Here is a 14,676-nt window from a genome sequence, read left to right as displayed (position 1 = left end):
CAGCTCATTGCTTACTCAGCAGTATTTGTTTGATGACATCCCAGTGTTGGTACACAGCAAAGTGATCCCCTTCAATGTGGATGAGTGAGGTATTGCCAGCGGTGTAATTTTTCCAGGCTTCCATGTCCGCCAAAGTGACATGAATATCGTGGGTAGCGGAAATCAGCACCAGTGGGTAATTCACCTGTATCTTGCCAAGCTGGGGAAATTGGCTGCGTATCCGGTAATCACTGCGCAGTTGGCGGATGATGGGTTTTATTAGCGCAGGCTCGTTCAAAATGGCTTCGGGCGTCCCTTGATCCTCTTTGGTTTTCTGAATCAATTGCTCATCTGTCCATTCATGCCGTTCATCTGCTGGTTGGCGATGAGGGGGGACAGAACTGGACATCACGCCAAACAGGGGAGCAATGCCATGGTTTTTCATTAATGCCTGACCCACCGCGAGACTCAGCACACCACCAAAGCTATGGCCAAAGGTGATCCACTCTGTAATGCCCTGTGCCTGTTTTTGTTGGAAGTCGGCCCAAATATCTGATGCCAGCCGTTCAACCAGTGAATCGAGATCGTGAATTTCAGGCTCTTTAGCCAGATGACCACGACCTGGGATCGCAACAGGTTGTAAAATTGCGGATTTGGTTGTCATAAGATCATTTAGCCAGCGGCGATAGATGGCTGTTGTTGCCCCGGCATGTGGAAAGGCATAAATCACCCGCCTGCAATTAGTGTCCATTTGTTCTCCGATCGCTGGTGGTTTCTCTCTCTGCTTCTCTTTCTATTAAGAAGCTGACAATGCGTTCCGCAACCATAATGGTTGTCAGATTGGTAGGCATGGAGGGAATAGTGGGAAACAGGGAGGCATCAGCGACTGTCACGCCAGTAATGCCATGCACCCGACCGTCTTCCTGTGTGGCGCTATCCGGATCACTACTGCTGCCCATTCTGAGCGTTCCGGATGCGTGCCAGCCGGGATTGACAAGGTTCTTGATTGCACTGTTCATGATTTCGTCGTTATAAATCATGGAGTGTGACCAGAATTGGATGCCATCAAGGAAGGCATCCACTTCTGCATGGTGCAAAACCTCCCAAATTTTACGCACTCCGCCTATAAGGCGAGCGATATCTGATGGGGTACGGGTCAGTGGCAGATCAATTTGGGGCAATACCGTAGGCGTGGCGGAACTGATGAAGACCTGTCCTTGAATCTCCGGACGCATCAACATGACGGAAGCGCCAACTAACATTGGATAAGCAACACGATCCCTGAATCCCGGCACAGTGTCACTGGCAACATTGTTCAGCAAGCCGATTTGCACATCGACTTTTTCGTCATGACCGCTGCTGATGCGGGCAGCAATTTGTCGCCACGGCAGGCCCGTTGTACAGACACCTGCTTTAGGTAGCGCCCAGAGTACCACTGAGGCATGGTCAGTCAGGTTCCTGCCAACGGCAGGCACTTGTGCAACAATAGGGATACCTAATCTGCTCAGGTGTTCTGGATCCCCCACACCTGAGCGCTGCAATAACGTTGCCGAGCCAATTGCACCAGCGCAGAGAATAATCTGTCTGGCCTGATAAACCCGCTCTTCTCCTGCCTGAATGATTTTTATCCCCGAAGCGACGGTGCCGTTAAAAATGATCTGCGTGACCAGTGCATCAGTCATCACGTGCAGATTTTCTCTGTTCAGGATCGGTTCAAGGTATGAACGATAAACATCCACTCTTTCTGCGCCATTAATGACATTGGCGGGCACAGGGCCGACGGCGGGATCTTCACCGATATTGAGATCATCGACATAAGGCACACCAAACTGTTCGCAGGCACGGGCAAAAGCCATATCAAGGGGATGGATCTCGCCATCCGGAGGTCTGCGCAGGCACATCGGTCCCTGTGAACCGTGGTTATCATCACCGATACGATCGGTATCATTTTCCAGATGCTTAAACCACGGTAGAACCTGCTCCCAAGACCAATTGGGGCAACCCATTTGGGCCCATTTATCGAAATCGCTCGGAAATCCTCTCAGGGCAATGGCACCGTTGACTGCGGAGGAACCACCAAGTACTTTTCCTACCCGATAATTGAACGGCTTGCGTTCCTTGTATTTGCGAGTCTGTTGCGTGTCATCTTGTATATGAGCGGGAGGGGCAATGAGAGCGGCGAACCGATCATCATTGCGCACATTGGCTTCGTAATCCCAGTTATATCCTTCCAATACCAGTCTTGAGGCATCTCTGAGTGGACTGGCGGGGTTGTGTACATCAGATTCGTGGCCTGCTTCAATCAACAGTACGGATTTCATGCTGTTTTCAGACAGGCGTGATGCTGCCACGCATCCTGCTGAACCGCCACCTACCACGATATAATCGTATGTTTTGGTCATAGTTCATTCATCCGCTTGAGATTGAACGATTGTTTCGATGATGCGAGAGAAAGACTGAATGTTGGAATTCATGAACAATCCTTCGATGATGTCTTGTTCGCCAACAGGCGTAATGTTAAATTCCTGTCGCAGTGCGCTAAGTAAACCAACGGCATGCAGTGAATCACCGCCAATATCAAAAAAGCCATCGGTGACATCAAAATCATCATGCTGAAGTTGTGCTTGCCAGAGTTTCAGGATCTTTGCTTCTATCTCATTAGCGGGTTTAACCGGCGCATCAGAGTGTTCTTCGGTATCAGACCAAGGGATAGGCAGCGCTTTACGGTCAATTTTTCCATTACTGGTTAATGGCATATGGGGCAATAAGACGTAATAACTGGGCACCATATATGAGGGCAGCGTTTTGCGGGCAATCTCCCTCAACTGGTCTTGAAAATGGCTAGGGGTATCCAAAATTTCTACCGTTTCAGGCACAACATAGGAAACGATATGCCGTTGCCCGGTTTTGGGATGCACGGGAGCATCAATAACGACATGGCTGGCATTTTCATGGCTCAGGAGACAGGCTTCAATTTCACCTAATTCAATGCGGTATCCATTGATTTTTACCTGATTATCTTCGCGTCCTAAAATTTCTATCAAGCCATCGGCAATATATCGTCCCAAATCTCCTGTTCTGTACAGCCGCTCACCCGTGACGGGATGAGTAATAAAGCGCAGTGCCGTTTTTTCTGCGTCTCCCAAATAACCTTGGGTCACCCCGTCTCCGCCAATATAGAGTTCCCCTGTTACCCATTTGGGGCAGGGTAGAAGCCAATTATTCAAAACATGAAAAGTTTGATTTGCCAGCGGTTTGCCATAAGGAATGCTTTTCCAGTTTTTATCAATTTCCTTGATTGGATAGTGTATCGACCAGATAGAGCCTTCAGTCGCTCCCCCGAGGCTGATGATCGCAGTATCTGGCAGGCTTTCCCGAATACGTTCTGGTAGATCGACAGGTATCCAGTCTCCGCTCATCAGGATTAACCTTAATTTGGTCTCGGACAGTGCGGAACCATTTCTGTCTACCAGTACTTTCACGGGAGCCGGAACACTATCCCAGATAGTAATTTGATGTTTGATTAGCATGTCTAACCAGATTTTTGGGTCATTGGCCGTTTCAGGCATGGAAAAAATAACTTTTCCTCCAACTCCCAATAGCCCGAAATAGTCATAGACGGACAAATCAAATCCAGCCGGTGCGACGGATAATACAGCGTCTTTTTCTGTGACGTGGAATTTATGGTTAATATCAAACACCGTATTTGCCGCATTACGGTGAGAAGCCATGACACCTTTCGGCTCTCCGGTTGAACCGGAGGTAAAGATGACATATGCCAGATCATCTAATCCCTGTACTGAAGGCATGGAAGACCAGTGTGTTGTATCCATGGCGTTGTGCATAGGGCACTCATCCAGGTTTATTCGGAGCAAACCCGTCAATTCACCATGTTCAAAAACTGTGCTGCCAGTGATAATCCCTTTGGCTGAACAGCGACTGAGCAAATTCATCCGGCGTTCGGCAGGGAGCTGGGGATCAATGGCCACGTAAGCTGCACCTGACATCAGGACACCCAGTAATCCGATTACCAATTCTGGGCTTTGTGGCAAGGATACAGCGACAATATCATTGGGATGAATTTGGGCCGAGGTTCGAAGTTGTTGCGCGATTACGATGGCTTTATTGACCATTTCCGCATAGGTAACTTGTTTTTCTCCCTGAATGAGCGCGATTTCATTGGGGAATTTGGCGGCGGCCTGCAAAACCATTTCATGTAGCAGTTTAAGATCGAACGCGATATCGGTTGCATTGGATTTTGCCCGCTCTGCCAGATCTGATGCGGGCAATTTCACCAATGATGCACTTGTATCCCATACGGAATCATCTTCAGCGCAAGTTGCAATCAGCGTCAGATATGTATCCAACATGGCTTCTACCATGCCATCAGGGAACAATTCACTGACAGTGTTCCAGTTAATTTGAACAAGACCATCAACCCGAACAATTTGGTTCTCTAACCAGACTTGTGGGGTTTGATTGCTGTTATAAATTTGGGTAGCGTCCGTCCAACCGATATCTGTTACCACATCGTCCAAATTGGCCGTCAGGGTATTGCTAAATACTACGGGAGCTGTTGCTGCCCGGTTGTTATGACCCCGGCGGGTCAGCTCTCTCAAAACCTGAACACCATTATAGGAACAATGCCAGCGATTCATCATCAAATCAGTCTGGATTTGCACTAAACGATCATTGAAGCTTTCTTCTTTTGTTCCCCGTATTCCCAGCAACATGGGTTGAAGAAAATTACCGACAACATTTTCGATGCCGTCAAAATAGGGACGCCTCCCGAATTGAGTGATAGTCAGCGTAAAAATTTGGTGTTTCGACCACTGACGAAGGACTTCTGTATAAATGCCGAGAAGTACCGTTTCCAGCGTTAGCTTGTGTGCTTCCGCTTTCTGCCTGAGAGCCAGCAATGTTTCAGCAGCGATTTTTCTACTGTAACGCTTGGACACAGGAGAGGAAATCATCTCGGGAATTGTTTTCAATGGTAACTCTGGCGGTTGCGGTAAAGTATCTAACTGTTGTTCCCAGTAGGCTTTGTCACGTAGCCCTTGTAATTGCCCTTGTAGATAACGCTCTGAGTTTATATAAGTGTGAAAATTCATATTAGCAGCTAATATGGGTAACTCGTGACCCTGATAAATTTTCCACCAATCACGTAATATCAGGCGGATACTATGAAGATCCACAAACATCATATCGAAATAAACATGCAAGCGAGTAATATCATCATTAATTATTGTTGCTCGTATATCGAATGTAGGGGCTTTATCAAGGGGAAGTAATTGTGTTTCCATTTCCTGACGAATATTTTCCAGCATTTTATCTTTTTCTGATGCTGACCATTTTCTACAATCCTGAATAGGAATGGTGTAATTTAATGGAACAGGTAAAATCCGCTGTTGCCCATCTAAAGATAAAGTCGCCCTTAACATAGGGTGATATTCAATAATTTTGTTCAATGCGTTATTTAATGAATTGATATCTAATGATTTAATATCTAATTCAGTATATAGACAACTGGTTAACCCTCCTAGTTCCAGTCCGGGGTTACGTCCAATTAAATAGGCATATTGAATATCTGTTAATGGAAAATGTTCTGTCTCACTAGTTTCTTCTTGTAGCGTTATAGGGATGGTTATATTTATTAATGGTAATCTATTTTGAAGCATCCCATTAACCTGTTTTTTCAATTGAGATAACTCTATTTCTGAATTTTTGTTTTCTGGTTTATATAATTCAGGAGAGGTAGAAATTTCTAATCCGGATTCTTGTAATGCCTGGAGAAAATTTTGCATGCATTATCCCTTAGTATTTGGTTGATAAGTTGATTTATATTTTTTTGAAGTTATTTTTTATCTTTGAAATAAAATGGCACTGGGAATATGGTTGAACCTCTTAACAAAGAATCCATTTACAGTTCACCAATTTATTTTGGTGAAAATAAACATCATTTACTATCAAAATAATATATTGATTCACGAGCTTAAAATAAACGAAAAGCAGTGCATATTCAGACACCTCATTAATATTAGTAAGGTATTTAGTTTTATTTGTTGGTTTGCCCTTACGCAAAAATAACACTTTTATAACTAAATGTAATATCAAATAATAACATTTTATTAATGATTATTGTTATGTAAAACATATGGATACTGACTAAGTTCAAGTTTGTAATAGCATAATAATTCCTGACGCCTAACAAACTTGCTAATCTTCTGTGGGTAAATTAATAACTTCCGGGCAATGCGGCATACAAGAACTGAAAAAATAGGTCAGATGTCTGGAAATTGAAAAAAGTATCCTGAAGCAGGCCGCTGTGCTGATGAGCGAACTCTGCAATGGAATTATACGTTGATCACACGGATGAGCCTTTGATGGCGTGACCGAATCGTGTTGATGAACATGGTCAGTCGGAGAACTGGCTAAGATCTGCCGGGATTTTGAGATTTTTAGCCAGCTCAATTGTCAGCGTTTATAACTGTTTTTATCAAGATCATATATAGTTAACGCTTTTGCACTGTAAATAAAAGCATTTTCACCTTTCATTAATATTACTACGCCAATCCCCTCAACTAACTCTTCTCGTGTTAATCCACTTTCTATACCAGAACGAATGTGGTTTCTGAGTGATTCGTCAGAAGCAGAGGCTATAGCGATTATGATGGCAATTAACTCTTTGAATTTTTGGGGAAGTTTTCCATTATTCAGTGTTGTAGTGTAAAGTTTTTCAAATGCAGATGCGATATCAGATGAAGCATGAGTCATAGTGGAAATAGCGTCAGAAAAAGTGTGAATTTGTTTATTCACTGTTTGTGTCTTACTCATGTTTTCCTTCCTTAATCTTATGTTAATAGACATTCTTCATTGAAGCTGGTGAGTGTCCATTTCACCTGAATTTTCATTCAATTATATTATTGAATATCTGATTGTGGTCAATGGTTGTTTTCCTTGAAGACTAAAACGTGTGGAGAAGAACGTGACTCAAACTCCAATAATAATTTATGTGGTTGATTTTTTTTTGGTAATTGTATTTATCCGATACTACTTAGATAATTTTTGTGTCATTTGTTTTAAGGGTTTTAATAACTAACCGTCATTAATTGATAGCCTATCCCTATCTTTCTGATAGGGAAAGATCTATTGATCTAACTATAATATTCAATATAATAATTGAATTACGGGTGTCGAGTATTCTGAGTTAGCGATTATCTTGTACATGGCTTCATAAAACGAATGTTCCAATATTAAGTTAACAAATTTACATTCGCATACCCCACATTTTATTTATAAGCTGTGTTTCAGTAACTTGAAAATTTTGTTGAGGATTGAATATGAGTACATTAATTGAATTAACCGAAGATAATTTTGATAGTGTAGTCGATACTAAAGGGATCTGTGTTGTCAGATTCTGGGCACCATGGTGTGGCCCGTGTCGTGCGGTAGCACCAACGTTTAATCAGTTATCAATCGATATGAAAGATAGTGCCACTTTCGGGGAAATCAATATTGATAATGCTAATAATATCGCTATGAAATATGGCATTCGCAGCATACCAATGACAATAGTATATAAAGATGGGCAACCTGTAGATTCTCTTGTTGGCGTTGCTTCATTGACACAATTCAAGAATATGGTTTCTCAAAATTTGTAGTTCAGGTTGAGTTAAATTTGAGGGTTTTAGGAGCCTGCCTTACCTAACAGTCCAAACCAATATCATCATTTGCTTTTAATTGGTAAAACAAGGAGCATTTAATGTCTGTTTATACGAAAGTATTAATTATAGGAACTGGCCCTGCTGGGTATACTGCGGCGATATATGCGGCTAGGGCAGGTCTTTCTCCTATTGTTGTCTCCGGTTTGGAACTGGGCGGGCAATTAATGAATACCACTGATGTTGAGAATTGGCCGGGAGAGCCGGGAGGGACAACAGGCCCTGAACTTATGTTAAGAATGGATAAGCATGCGAAAGAGTTTATTCCGGAAATAACTAATGACCATATAGTTTCAGTCGATTTTGATTCTAAACCCTTTTTGGTTTCCGGGGAGAAAAATGAATACCGAGCGGAAAGTATCATTATTGCAACAGGATCAACGGCACGTTATTTGAATCTGCCTAATGAAAATAATTTACATGGTAAAGGGCTCTCATCCTGTGCGACTTGTGATGGTTTTTTCTTTAAAGGTCAGGATGTTGCAGTAATAGGTGGTGGCAATACTGCCATTGAAGAAGCATTATATCTTGCTAATATAGCCAGGCGAGTTTTTCTGATTCATAGGCGAGCTGAGCTAAGAGCTGAAAAAATCCTACAGGACAGACTGATGGCTAAAGTCAGTGAAGGTAAGATTGATATACTCTGGAATACAGAAGTGAAAGGGTATATAGAATATCAGAATGAATTTAAAGGACTCGCTTTAATAAATACATTTGATGATATCTTATTTGATCTTCCTATCAGTGGCTGTTTTATGGCTATAGGCCATAATCCGAATACGGATTTTTTGAAAAATAAATTAAAGCTGAATAATGGATATATTATTGTTAATGGCAGATCTCATCATTTTGAAACAATGACATCAATCCCCGGGGTATTTGCAGCAGGAGATGTTGCTGATGACAAATATCGTCAGGCAATAACATCAGCAGGTTCAGGGTGCATGGCGGCACTTGATGTAGGGAAATGGCTACAGTTTAATAATTTATAATATTATTAACGCATTAAGACCATTCAGAAATGTACTGGGGCATGACTCCAAAGGGTTGTAGTGGTGTTTTTCAATCTACAAACAGACGAGGTAGTCCATGAGTTCTAACAATGCCCCCACTTGGGGAGAACTGCTTTCCGGACGTAATGGCTTGCTTTCAATTGCGCTTGCAGGGGGAGTTGCATTACATGCGATTAATATCTATATCGCAACGACAATCCTGCCATCCGTTGTACGAGACATTGGTGGACTTGAATACTATGCATGGAACACTACGCTATTCATGGTCGCGTCGATTATTGGCGCGCCATTGTCCAAAAACGTGCTAAGTCGTTTCGGGCCGCGTGTTGCTTATCTCGTTGCTCTCGTAGTGTTCTGTGGAGGAACACTCATATGCGCTAGTGCGAAGGACATGATGTGGATGCTTGTCGGACGGTTTATTCAGGGCTTCGGCGGTGGCATTTTGTTTGCACTTAGCTACGCACTCATCCGTATCGTATTCGATGAACGGTTATGGCCCCGCGCGATGGCGATGGTCTCCGGTATGTGGGGTATCGCAACGCTCTGCGGGCCTGCAGTTGGCGGGATCTTTGCGCACGCCAACACCTGGCGTCTCGCATTTATAGCACTTTTGCCGGTTGCTGCTGTGCTTGCGGTGATTGTGCTCATCCAATTAGCTGCCTATCAGAAATCTGATACCCAGGCAGAGCGGGCTGCAATTGGCAAGATCCTGCTGCTCGGTGTATCAGTACTTATTATATCGGTCGCAAGTCTGTCGAAGGCGACTTTTGTAAATATCGCCGGTGTCGTTGTTGGCCTCGCGATCGTCGCATTGATTGCACGCTTTGATCGTGAATCTAAAATTAAATTGCTGCCGACCGGCGCTTACGATATACGTGCGCCTCTTGGTGCAATCTATGCCTGCATGAGCCTGCTTGTAATTGGTATGACAACCGAGATATTCGTGCCGTATTTTCTGCAAACCATCCACGGCTATCCTCCGTTAATTGCTGGCTATGCGACTGCACTGATGGCGGCTGGTTGGACGGCTGGCTCATTGTTCAGCTCCGGACGCAGCCCACATACTGCACAGTTACTTGTGCGACGTGGCCCGATTCTCGTTGTACTTGCGCTCATCGTGCTCGCAATCATCATGCCATCACAGCACCTGCTCAGCCCGGCACTTAGTCTTACACTGATGTGCATTGCGCTCGCAGCGGTTGGAGCTGGTATTGGTGCCACCTGGCCGCATCTGCTCACACAAGTGTTTATGAGCGCACCTGCTGGGCAGGAAGATCTTGCGTCGACATCGATCACGACCGTGCAACTGTGTGCGACAGCCATTGGCTCAGCACTTGCCGGTATCGTTGCAAATCTTGCAGGATTCACAGACCCCGGTGGGTTGGCAGGCACTCAGAGTGCTGCTATATGGCTGTTTGCAGTCTTTGCGATTGCTCCGGTGCTCGCGACGTTTATCGTGCGCCGTGTCCGCGTCGCATGAGCGGGAGGCTAATCATGGTTCCAGTGACTGGAATCGACCTGTTTAAGGCTTTAAATAACAGGTAATAAAAATGCGCGTGGATTCAGCTCTACGCTTGAAAAAAATCACCTCAGCCTCTTGCGACAGCCTCTGAAGGACAAGGTCTTACACACTGGATAAGGAATAAAGCGGCATAGATTGTTTATCGTTGACTAAAATTTCAAGCCAGACCAATCTATCATTCAATAATTATATTGAATGCTTTAATAAGAGCATTGTGCCTCATGCCGCTTTTATAGAACAGGAGTTTTTATAATGTCGCCTAACAACATACCCTCTACAAGCAACGATACATCACAGATAAAACCCCATTCAAATCAGTGTCTGGCGTTTATGGTTCTGGCAATCGTACAGTGTATTCTTATTTTCACGATTGCAATCGTTACAGTTCCACTTCCAAAAATCGCGATGGAGTTCAACCTCACATCTGCTTCTTGTTCTTGCTGCTTACGGGCTCCCATTCAGTGGATTACTATTGTTTGGAGGGCGGCTGGCCGATAAGTTTCAGGGACGACGGATGTTTGCCATTGGTTTATTCATCTTCGGTATATCTTCTGTTATTGCAGGTTTCTCTCCTACTTTCGAGATGCTTGTTGCCATGCGGTTTACTCAAGGGATAGGTGGAGCCTTAACAGCACCGGCTGCAATGGCTGTGCTACGTGCTTTATTCCCGGAACCCAATGCCTTTGGCAGAGCAATGGCCACATGGGGAGGGGTTTCCGTTTTGGGTGCCGTCTTAGGATTTGTCATCTCTGGTGTAGTAACAACGTGGGTTTCCTGGCGATGGATGTTCGCCGTACCTGTTCTGGTTTCAGTCATAGGTTTGCTCAGCACCCGCAGTCTACTTCCAGCCGGAATTGATGAGTCTCACCAGCATCGGTCGAAATTAGACCTGATTGGTGCAATATTCGCTACGTTCGGTATTTCCTTAAGTAGTTATGGCCTGATATTAACTGGCGATCATCCGTGGACATCATCAGTGGTACTGCTTCCACTACTGATCGGTCTTGGCTCATTAGTTGCCTTTGCTGTGCTCGAGCGTTTCGTCCGTGACCCACTCCTTCCTCCCGGGTTTATTTTCGAGCGGAATAGAATCACAGGACTATTTGGCATGTTTCTGGCAGCCGTAGGCTCAGGAGTTGTCAACTTCGTTTTATCCCTCTATTTGCAGCAGGAACTGGGATGGACACCGCTCATGACAGCCGGCGCATTCCTGCCGTTCGCAGTCGCTCTCATTGTGACCGGACAAATGACAGCACCTTTAGTTGGTCGCATAGGGGCTGCACGGGTGACAAGTCTGGGGTTATTTATTGCTGCTATCGGGCTTGGATTGTTGGTCGGAATTGACAAAAACACAACTTACGTCGTGGGATTACTGCCCAGTCTGGTTCTTGTCGCAATAGGTATTTCACTGGCTTTTTCAGGCTCTGCGGTACTTTCCACAATGAATGTTCCACAGCATCAGGCGGGTCTGGCTGGTGGGGTCATGAACACAGCCATGGAGCTCGGCCCGACTGTAGGGCTGGCAGGATTAATGGCTGTGGCTGCAACACAAATAGAGATCATTGATGGTTACGTATGGGCGTTCGGAACTGCCGCCGTTATTTATGTCATTGCAGCACTACTGGCGATTTTACTCACAAACCGTAATCATGTTGCATTAGGGAAACCTCACCATGAATAAAATTCAATCAGAGGAAAAAAGCCCGAAAGCCTCATCGGGAACAGCTCCACCAATACAAAAGCAGCGTGATATACCTGTCTCCATTTATTTGCTCGGACTGACTATATTCGTACTCACTACTTCTGAGTTTATGGTTGTCGGTATGATGCCATCGTTAACCGGCGTGTTTGGAGTCACTGTCGCAGATATCGGCTACCTGATTTCACTCTACGCTATCGGTATGGTTGTCGGTGGGCCGATACTGACAGCATTGTTTGTTACGTTACGGGTTCCCAACAAGCAGGCACTACTTTGGCTACTGGCTCTCTACAGTGTTGGCGGCATTATAGCCGCAACAGCAGGGAGTTATCAGTCGATGGCTATTGCCCGCGTTATCACTGGCGTTGCCGGCTCTGCCTGTATCGGTATCTCTTTAGCGATCTGTGGTGAAGTCGCCAGAACAGAGATGCGGGGAAGAGCCTCATCAATTGTACTCAGTGGCATGATGTTGGCGACTGTTTTAGGCGTACCCGCCGCAACCGTTATTGATCAGAACATGGGCTGGCGTTTGAGTTTTTGGTTGGTTGTTATATTCACTGTCATTTGTGCTTTGATTATATGGGCGCTGGTGCCTGCTTCACGTAATACTTCGGATATTCGTCTTGGTGATCAACTTACATCGTTTAGAAATGGGAAACTCTGGGCAGCTTATGCGTCAAGTGCCCTTATCATCGGAGCATCTTACGCAGCTTTCAGCTACATTTCAGCAATTTTGACTGAAGTGACAGGATTATTGCCAGCCATAGTGCCTATTATACTCGGCCTTTATGGTGCAGCGAATGTAATTGGCAACACGATTACCGGCCGTTTTGCTGATAAGCATACTTTCGCAGTACTGACCATCGGGATTAGTATTCTGGCTATATCGTTACTGATATTCGCGCTTTTTCCAGAAAGCCGCTACATCAGTGTCATCGCCTTTTTAGTGATTGGTCTTGTGGGGGTTCCCATGAGTCCAGCAATGATTACACGTGTTATGCGTGTGGCAAATGCAGGTCCTCTGGTCAACAGTGTCCATGTCTCTATTATTAACAGTGGGCTGGCATTTATTGCATGGGCAGGAGGGGTAAGTATTGGTGCAGGATACGGGCTGATATCACCATTATGGATCGGTCTGATTCTGGCTATCTTTGCCTTGCTTTCACTCACACCACTTAGTGTGAGGATTTCAATGAAATCATCTTAAAATAAATGAATAGTGGGGCAATAAATAAACATCTTACAAGATAATAGCGCTGGTGTTCACAAATACAGCGCTATTTATTAAAAAACTTCAAAATAACGTTCGGACACCTCAAAAACGTTCCATTAGGCTATTTTCCCAGCAACTCCTCCGACGGATTAAGTTTTGCCTGATCCGATACCGTTACAACAAATAACTAAAAAACAGAGCGGCTAAATAGAGGCCAACACCATAAGAAGTATGTGCCATTAAACTTCTCAGTCTTAGGGTATTAGGTGCGGGGGCCTTGGATGCAGCCATCCCCATTCCCAGACCCGGCTGCATAATAAAAAAAGGTGCAATGACAGTAACGATCCCCATGATTAATGCAGGAAGGAACGTTGGGTTTTTTGCCCAATCCAGTCCCAAAATAAGCAACAGAATGCCCGCAAAAATGATGCCAATAAGATAGTGAGCAAACCAACCAATCCCTCTTTCCCCTTTCACAGGTTCGGCCTGTAGAATGCTTGTATGGGTAAATTGCCCTTTGGGCATGTGTCCAATCCAGCGTCCTACCAGGCTATAATTCAATGAGGGAATGCCGAAACAACGTTTTATGAAAACAGCCCAAAGATCCATGACAACCGTTGAACCAACACCAATCAATACAGAATAAACAATAAACTCCAGTCCTTCATTCATCGGTTACGCTCCTCCGAATTGTGGTTATCCATAATGGTCAATCAATCAGCAGGTACTCGAAATGGCACAGAAACTCTGATACCATTACATTCAATTAATGCATTGAGTGTAATAATGGTGGAAGTGTAAAGTCAATGTTTGATAAACAACTTATTGTCGAGATTGCAGAAATTGCCAAGGTGTTAGGAAATATTCATCGGTTGGCACTGCTTGAATGTTTAGTTAACACTGAACACGCCGTGGAAAAGCTATCAGAGCTTTCCGGTTTGTCAATTGCTAATACTTCGCAGCATCTCCAGCAGCTCAAACGTGCAGGATTACTTCAGTCTCGTAAATCAGGAAAAAATGTGCTTTATCGTCAGAGCGAAGGGCCCATTATGGAAGTTATTTCGGTACTCCAGCAATATGCCGAATTTAACCGCAAAGAAATGCGCAGATTGATCGATGATTCAAACAACCAGGAAATAATTTCATGGGATGAGTTGTTGGACAGAATTAAGGAAAACAGCACGATATTACTGGATGTCAGGCCAAAAGAGGAGTTTGAACAAGGTCATTTGCCGAATGCCATCAATATCCCTGTAGAGGAGCTGGAAAACCGCTTAGACGAGATTTCTTCCAATCAAGATCTTGTTGCGTACTGCCGGGGCCCTTACTGTGTTCTTTCTGCTAATGCTCTTGAATTATTGCGTGCTAAGGGTATTCGCGCCCGGCGCTTTAATAAAGGATTCTCTGGCTGGAAAGATGCTGGAATGAATGTTGAAGTAAAATCTTAAAATCTGTGTAATCAGGCCGATGACTGGCCTGATTACATTAAAATTTGAAATCTACCGGATAGGCATGATCCATTTTTGTGC

General features: G+C 44.5%; 11 protein-coding genes. 6 read left to right on the top strand and 5 right to left on the bottom strand.

The features are described from left to right. Positions 1–4: 4 nt before the first annotated feature. The 4 genes from AAC854_RS00275 to AAC854_RS00260 all read right to left on the bottom strand — a co-directional run bounded on the left by AAC854_RS00275 (position 5) and on the right by AAC854_RS00260 (position 6,813). Positions 5–730 (bottom strand): thioesterase II family protein, encoded by a 726-nt coding sequence (locus AAC854_RS00275; RefSeq protein WP_340615367.1) that lies wholly within the window; start codon positions 728–730, stop codon positions 5–7. Further along, positions 720–2,381 carry a GMC family oxidoreductase gene (locus AAC854_RS00270; protein WP_340615366.1) on the bottom strand — a complete coding sequence of 554 codons (1,662 nt, stop codon included), beginning with the start codon at positions 2,379–2,381 and terminating at the stop codon, positions 720–722. Before AAC854_RS00270 ends, AAC854_RS00275 begins: the two co-directional genes overlap by 11 nt. A gap of 3 nt (positions 2,382–2,384) precedes the next feature. Beyond that, positions 2,385–5,783 (bottom strand): non-ribosomal peptide synthetase, encoded by a 3,399-nt coding sequence (locus tag AAC854_RS00265; RefSeq protein WP_340615365.1) that lies wholly within the window; start codon positions 5,781–5,783, stop codon positions 2,385–2,387. Positions 5,784–6,453: 670 nt separating this feature from the next. Continuing rightward, positions 6,454–6,813, bottom strand: coding sequence for a carboxymuconolactone decarboxylase family protein (locus tag AAC854_RS00260; RefSeq protein ID WP_340615364.1), 360 nt, complete (start codon positions 6,811–6,813; stop codon positions 6,454–6,456). A gap of 506 nt (positions 6,814–7,319) precedes the next feature. On the opposite strand from AAC854_RS00260, the gene trxA reads away from it, so the two are divergent. The 5 genes from trxA (at position 7,320) to AAC854_RS00235 (ending at position 13,141) form a co-directional block, all read left to right on the top strand. Beyond that, positions 7,320–7,640 (top strand): thioredoxin, encoded by a 321-nt coding sequence (trxA, locus tag AAC854_RS00255; protein ID WP_340615363.1) that lies wholly within the window; start codon positions 7,320–7,322, stop codon positions 7,638–7,640. A 101-nt stretch (positions 7,641–7,741) separates the two neighbouring features. Next, positions 7,742–8,692 carry a thioredoxin-disulfide reductase gene (gene trxB / locus AAC854_RS00250; protein ID WP_340615362.1) on the top strand — a complete coding sequence of 317 codons (951 nt, stop codon included), beginning with the start codon at positions 7,742–7,744 and terminating at the stop codon, positions 8,690–8,692. 97 nt (positions 8,693–8,789) lie between these two features. Continuing rightward, positions 8,790–10,193: an MFS transporter gene (locus tag AAC854_RS00245; protein ID WP_340615361.1), complete on the top strand. Its 1,404-nt coding sequence runs from the start codon at positions 8,790–8,792 to the stop codon at positions 10,191–10,193. Positions 10,194–10,707: 514 nt separating this feature from the next. Further along, complete coding sequence (locus AAC854_RS00240) at positions 10,708–11,916, top strand: MFS transporter (RefSeq protein ID WP_340615360.1); 1,209 nt, start codon at positions 10,708–10,710, stop codon at positions 11,914–11,916. Beyond that, on the top strand, positions 11,909–13,141 hold the full coding sequence (locus tag AAC854_RS00235) for an MFS transporter (protein WP_340615359.1): 1,233 nt from the start codon (positions 11,909–11,911) through the stop codon (positions 13,139–13,141). Before AAC854_RS00240 ends, AAC854_RS00235 begins: the two co-directional genes overlap by 8 nt. Before the next feature lie 180 nt (positions 13,142–13,321). On the opposite strand, the gene AAC854_RS00230 is transcribed toward AAC854_RS00235, so the two are convergent. Continuing rightward, positions 13,322–13,819, bottom strand: a complete 498-nt coding sequence (locus AAC854_RS00230) for a DUF2938 domain-containing protein (protein WP_340615358.1) — start codon at positions 13,817–13,819, stop codon at positions 13,322–13,324. Positions 13,820–13,953: 134 nt separating this feature from the next. On the opposite strand from AAC854_RS00230, the gene AAC854_RS00225 reads away from it, so the two are divergent. Next, a complete protein-coding gene (locus tag AAC854_RS00225) occupies positions 13,954–14,595 on the top strand; it encodes an ArsR/SmtB family transcription factor (protein WP_340615357.1) in 642 nt (213 codons plus the stop codon). The last annotated feature ends 81 nt before the right edge of the window (positions 14,596–14,676 follow it).

Origin of the sequence: Xenorhabdus entomophaga (assembly GCF_037996725.1) — a bacterium.
Classification (GTDB): domain Bacteria; phylum Pseudomonadota; class Gammaproteobacteria; order Enterobacterales; family Enterobacteriaceae; genus Xenorhabdus; species Xenorhabdus khoisanae.
Note: the sequence above shows the minus strand (reverse complement) of the source record. Positions and strands in the feature narration are given on the sequence as shown.

Bases quoted from the DNA above. Each gene is read 5' to 3' on its own strand.
- AAC854_RS00225 (WP_340615357.1), top strand. From the start codon at position 13,954: ATGTTTGATAAACAACTTATTGTCGAGATTGCAGAAATTGCCAAGGTG.
- AAC854_RS00270 (WP_340615366.1), bottom strand. From the start codon at position 2,381: ATGACCAAAACATACGATTATATCGTGGTAGGTGGCGGTTCAGCAGGA.
- AAC854_RS00235 (WP_340615359.1), top strand. From the start codon at position 11,909: ATGAATAAAATTCAATCAGAGGAAAAAAGCCCGAAAGCCTCATCGGGA.
- trxA (WP_340615363.1), top strand. From the start codon at position 7,320: ATGAGTACATTAATTGAATTAACCGAAGATAATTTTGATAGTGTAGTC.
- AAC854_RS00260 (WP_340615364.1), bottom strand. From the start codon at position 6,813: ATGAGTAAGACACAAACAGTGAATAAACAAATTCACACTTTTTCTGAC.
- AAC854_RS00230 (WP_340615358.1), bottom strand. From the start codon at position 13,819: ATGAATGAAGGACTGGAGTTTATTGTTTATTCTGTATTGATTGGTGTT.
- AAC854_RS00275 (WP_340615367.1), bottom strand. From the start codon at position 730: ATGGACACTAATTGCAGGCGGGTGATTTATGCCTTTCCACATGCCGGG.
- AAC854_RS00245 (WP_340615361.1), top strand. From the start codon at position 8,790: ATGAGTTCTAACAATGCCCCCACTTGGGGAGAACTGCTTTCCGGACGT.
- AAC854_RS00265 (WP_340615365.1), bottom strand. From the start codon at position 5,783: ATGCAAAATTTTCTCCAGGCATTACAAGAATCCGGATTAGAAATTTCT.
- trxB (WP_340615362.1), top strand. From the start codon at position 7,742: ATGTCTGTTTATACGAAAGTATTAATTATAGGAACTGGCCCTGCTGGG.